Here is a 4,877-nt window from a genome sequence, read left to right as displayed (position 1 = left end):
CTTCCCGGAGGGAACGCCGCAATCCGCGCGGAATCCGCCCGAAGCTGCGGACAGGCCATGCCGTTCCGAAGCGCTCTTCAGAGCGCACCGGGACGCAGAGCGGCAAGGACGCGTCCGTCCGGCTCCGTCATCTGCCGGAAAAAGCGCGGGAAACGGCGTTTCCACAGGATACGGGCGCACAAGGCACAAAACGCGGGAAGCGGCGTCCACCGTGGAAGAAACAGAAAAACAGGCGCCGGAAAAAGGCAAACGTCATTCCGCAGAACATGGTTGTCCGGCACAGTCCCGCCGGGGAAAAACGCTCCGGCAGGCACTGAAAAGCGCTCCGGCAGGCACTGAAAAGCGCTGCGGCACGGCACTTGCCGGTCGGAACGGCGCGTGCACGGGGCGAACCTGCGCGAAGCGAAGGCCAGAAAAGAGACGGGGAAAAGGGCCTCTACGCCGCAAAAGGGACGCTGAGGAAAACACTCCGGAGGACAAAGGCTGCGTTTTCCCCCGGAGCCCGGACGCGCCGTCTCACCTGCGGCCTTCCGGGGGGAACGCGCGCCCTGAAAGTCTGCCCGCAGACATGGCATGCGGCGCAGGCGGGCGCGACGTTCCCTGAGGCGGATGCCTTAGTCAATCACTCTCATTTCATTGGGTTCCATGACCAGCGGGGTGCAGTCGGGCGCGTACTTCTTCAGGGATTCCACGAAGAGATCGGCGCTCTGCGCCAGCACGGGGAAGGTGCGGTAATGCATGGGCATGACCATGGGAGCGCCGAGCAGCGCGGCGGCCTTGGCGGCAAGCACGCCGTCCATGGTGAACACGCCGCCTATGGGCAGGAGCGCAAGGTCGAGCTTGAAGCGGTCGGCAATAAGGGTCATGTCGCCGAAAAGACCGGTGTCGCCGGCGTGGTAGACGGTGTGGCCGCCGGGCATTTCGATGACGTAGCCCACGGGAGAGCCCATGGCCGCGGAATGGAAGGCCTGAGTCATGGTGAGCTTTGCGCCGTGGGCCTCAAGGGTTCCGTCCACATTGCCGCCCATGCCGTAGTTGATGATCTGCCCTTTCGGCACGCCGTGTTCGAGGAAATAGCCCACGAGGTCGGCGATGCAGTACAGGGTTGCGCCGGTGGTGCGCACGATTTCCACGGTCTGACCGAGGTGGTCGCCGTGGTCATGGGTCAGGGCGACGATGTCGGGACGGGGAATTTCACGCCAGTCGGGCGCGAAGGGATTGCCTTCAAAGAAAGGATCGAGAAGAACGGACACGCCGTTTTCCCTGAGCATGACGTTGGAGTGGCCATACCAGGTAATGTGCAGCTGAGACATGATTCCTCCGTTGATGGGGAGATGAATGGGGAAGCGCGCTCCCCCGTTCTCTCCGGTGTTTTCGTCGAAGGGGACGGTGACAGAGTTTCTCTTTTAATATCAGCCGTGCGCATGGTCAAGCCATGAAAGCGCCCGTCTTGACAAAAGCGCCGGTGCGGGCAAACCTTGCGGAAGTCTTTTTGCGACGCAAGGAGTCGTCATGCCGCGCCCGATCACGATTTTCACGCTCACGCTTTTTCTCTGCCTCGCTCCCCTTTCCGCCTTCGCGTTCGACGACGGGGTGGACAGCCTCAAGTTCGCCGCTCCCGACGGATTCACGGAGCTTGCGGATCACGAATCCGATCTTTTTCTCGACACGGAAAAAAACGCCGTGCGGCAAGGTCGCCTCATCAAGATGTACCTGCCGCAGTACATGGCGCATCAATACCGCTACGGCAGCCGCGACGCGGTGACAAGGCAGGTGCTCATCTGCGCGCTCGAGGGACAGAGCCGCGCGCTCGACCAGAAGGATGCCGAGCTTCTGGCCCGCTCCACGGAAGGCCTTTTCATCGGCTTTTCGCGCATACCGCGCAGCCGCACCGACACGCCGGCGCAGGAAATGGAGAACCGGGAAAAGGCGCTTTCAAACGCGCTGTCTGCGGGCACGCCGCTTCTGGTGGATTCGGTACGCACCTCAAGCGCGTTTCTCTACACCAGTCTCATTCATTTTAATATGATGGAACGCGGCCCCAAAAGCTGGCTGTCCACGGCCATGGCCACGGCGGTGGTTCCGGTGAAGGACACCGTGCTTTTCGTAACGGTGACCTCCATACTGGGCAACGACAAGCCCGAACCTCATCTGGACTGGGTGAAGGAAACGGCCACGAGCTTTGCGGACATGATCGTGCGCGGCAACAAGGCGGAAAAGAAATAGCCGGCTTTTTACCCGGTCAAACGCTTGCCTTGCGGCGAAAAATAGGATAGACACCACAAGTTACACACAATGCACACATCGGCAGCAGCCAGGGTTCCCGGGAACGAGTGGCGTTCACGGGTGAAGGGCCAGGGGTCGATGTGGAAGACAAACCCTTTTTTCTCAAGGAGAATCACCATGGCTTACGTTACCATGAAGCAGATGCTGGAAACCGGCGTCCACTTCGGCCACCAGACCCGTCGCTGGAACCCCAAGATGCGCCCCTACATCTTCGGCGCCCGTAACGGCATCCATATCATCGACCTTCAGCAGACCGTGAAGCTGTTCCGCACTGCCCACGACAAGATCGTGGAAACCGTTGCCAACGGCGGCAAGGTGCTCTTCATCGGCACCAAGCGTCAGGCTCAGGAAGCCGTGGCCGCCGAAGCCACCCGCGCCGGTCAGCCCTACGTGACCAACCGCTGGATGGGCGGCACCCTCACCAACTTCGTGACCATTCAGAAGAGCATCGAACGTCTGAAGAAGCTCGAATCCATGTTTGCCGACGGTTCCATCAACCGCTATCAGAAGAAGGAAATCCTCAGCTTCCAGCGCGAGCTCGACAAGCTGAACCTCACGCTCGGCGGCATCAAGGACATGGACAGCCTTCCCCAGCTCGTGTTCATCATCGACCCGCATCGTGAAGAGATCGCCGTGAAGGAATGCCGCAAGCTCGGCATCCCGATCGTGGCCGTCACCGACACCAACTGCGATCCCGACGTCATCGACTACATCATCCCCGGCAACGACGACGCCATCCGCGCCATCAAGCTCTTTGTGAACGCCATGGCCGAAGCCTGCCTCGAAGGCGCCGCTCAGACCAAGGAAGTGGCTGATCCCGAAGCTGCCATGCAGAAGGCCGCCGAAACGGCCGAAGCCGCTGAATAACCCCTTTTATTTGCAAGGAGCAAGACAATGGCTATTACTGCTGCCATGGTAAAGGAGCTGCGCGACAAGACCGGCGCCGGCATGATGGACTGCAAGAAGGCTCTCACCGAATGTGAAGCCGACGTGGAAAAGGCTCTCGACTGGCTGCGCCAGAAGGGTCTTTCCAAGGCCGCCAAGCGCGCCGACCGCGCCACCTCCGAAGGCGTGATCGCCTCCGCCACCAGCACCGACGGCAAGGTTTCCGCCATCGTTGAAGTGATGACCGAAACCGACTTCGTCGCCCGCGGCGAAAAGTTCCAGGACTTTGCCAAGCACGTGGCCGAAGAAGTGGCCGCGAACAACCCCGAAACCCTCGATTCCTTCCAGGACAGCATGAACGAGCTGGCCGCCTCCACCGGTGAAAAGACCGTGCTCGGTCGCTTCGTGCGCATGAGCGTGGAAGGTGAAGGCGTCATCGGCACCTACGTGCACTCCAACGGCAAGCTCGCCGTTCTCGTGGAAGTGGACACCGACAAGCCCGCCGACGCCACCGTGGCCGAATTCGCCAAGAACATCGCCATGCAGATCGCCGCTTCGAATCCTCTGGCCCTCGACGCCGACAGCCTCGATCCCGCCCTTCTCGAGCGCGAACGCGAAGTGTATCGTCAGAAGGCCCTTGCCGAAGGCAAGCCCGAAAAGATCATCGACAAGATCGCCGAAGGCGCCGTCAAGAAGTACTGCAAGGAAGTGTGCCTGCTCGACCAGCCCTACATCCGCGACGACAAGATGAGCGTCCAGGATCTCATGAAGGCCGCCGCCAAGGCTGCCGGCTGCTCCGTCAGCATCAGCCGCTTCGTCCGCATCCAGCTTGGCGCGTAATCCTGCCCTCTGACGCGACTTTTGCAGAAAAGTCGCGTCCGTGAGCTTGAATCCGTCAGGAGTTCAGGATACAAGGGGAGAGAACATTCTCTCCCCTTTTTTATGCCCTTTTCACGGATGGCCTATGGAAGACGCCGTACGACTTACCGCACTCATCATCACCCTGAACGGCGAGCGCCTGCTCGACAAATGTCTTGAATCGCTTTCCTTCTGTGACAGAGTGCTCATCGTGGATTCCTTCAGCTCCGACAGAACGGAGGAAATAGCCCGCGCTCACGGAGCCATATTCATTCAGAACAAGTGGCCGGGCAATGCAAAGCAGATACGCTACGGCATCGACTGGCTCGCGGCCAACGCGCCCACGAAGTGGGTGCTCATGCTCGACTGCGACGAGATCATTTCTCCCGAGCTGAAAAAAAGCATTCTTGCGGCGATAGAGAACCCCGGCGACAAAACGGCGTTTTCCATGCCGCGTCGCACCTGGTATTTCGACCGATTCCTGAAGCACGGCGGCTGCTATCCCGACAGGCTGTTCCGTCTGTTCCTGCCCGAGGCCATACGCATAGAAAACAGCGGCGCGCATCAGAAGTTCGTGCCTGCGGGGCCGTACGGCGAGCTTTCGGGCGACATGCTCCACTACACCTACTGCAACTTCAGAAACCAGCTCGACAAGCTCAACGACTACGCCGAACGCGGCGCGCGCGATCTGGAGTCGCAGGGGCGCAGGGGCGGCGTTCTTGCGGGACTTCTCCACGGCACGTGGCGTTTCATCGACATGTACGTGCGCAAGCTGGGCGTGCTTGACGGACGGGCGGGCTTTCTCATGGCGGCGCACACGTCGGTCTACACGGTACGCACCTATGTCC

The 4,877-nt window shown here is 60.6% G+C and carries 5 protein-coding genes; 4 read left to right on the top strand and 1 reads right to left on the bottom strand.

From position 1 onward, the window contains the following. Positions 1 to 614 precede the first annotated feature (614 nt). Positions 615 to 1,313, bottom strand: a complete 699-nt coding sequence (locus Q0J81_RS10580) for a metal-dependent hydrolase (protein ID WP_294447760.1) — start codon at positions 1,311 to 1,313, stop codon at positions 615 to 617. A gap of 199 nt (positions 1,314 to 1,512) precedes the next feature. Between Q0J81_RS10580 and Q0J81_RS10575 the strand changes: the two genes are divergently transcribed. The 4 genes from Q0J81_RS10575 to Q0J81_RS10560 form a co-directional block, all read left to right on the top strand. Beyond that, positions 1,513 to 2,226, top strand: a complete 714-nt coding sequence (locus Q0J81_RS10575; protein ID WP_294447759.1) for a hypothetical protein — start codon at positions 1,513 to 1,515, stop codon at positions 2,224 to 2,226. Positions 2,227 to 2,403: 177 nt separating this feature from the next. Continuing rightward, positions 2,404 to 3,153, top strand: a complete 750-nt coding sequence (rpsB, locus tag Q0J81_RS10570; RefSeq protein ID WP_294447757.1) for a 30S ribosomal protein S2 — start codon at positions 2,404 to 2,406, stop codon at positions 3,151 to 3,153. A 27-nt stretch (positions 3,154 to 3,180) separates the two neighbouring features. After that, positions 3,181 to 4,011: a translation elongation factor Ts gene (tsf, locus tag Q0J81_RS10565; RefSeq protein WP_294447755.1), complete on the top strand. Its 831-nt coding sequence runs from the start codon at positions 3,181 to 3,183 to the stop codon at positions 4,009 to 4,011. A gap of 124 nt (positions 4,012 to 4,135) precedes the next feature. After that, the coding region (locus tag Q0J81_RS10560) for a glycosyltransferase family 2 protein (protein ID WP_294447753.1) at positions 4,136 to 4,877 on the top strand (742 nt) is incomplete at its 3' end.

Source organism: uncultured Mailhella sp., from assembly GCF_944324575.1.
Lineage (GTDB): Bacteria > Desulfobacterota > Desulfovibrionia > Desulfovibrionales > Desulfovibrionaceae > Mailhella.
This window is presented reverse-complemented; position numbering and strand designations above follow the sequence as displayed.

Excerpts from the sequence above, each read along its gene's own strand:
- Q0J81_RS10580 (WP_294447760.1), bottom strand. The coding sequence starts at position 1,313 with ATGTCTCAGCTGCACATTACCTGGTATGGCCACTCCAACGTCATGCTC.
- Q0J81_RS10575 (WP_294447759.1), top strand. The coding sequence starts at position 1,513 with ATGCCGCGCCCGATCACGATTTTCACGCTCACGCTTTTTCTCTGCCTC.
- rpsB (WP_294447757.1), top strand. The coding sequence starts at position 2,404 with ATGGCTTACGTTACCATGAAGCAGATGCTGGAAACCGGCGTCCACTTC.
- tsf (WP_294447755.1), top strand. The coding sequence starts at position 3,181 with ATGGCTATTACTGCTGCCATGGTAAAGGAGCTGCGCGACAAGACCGGC.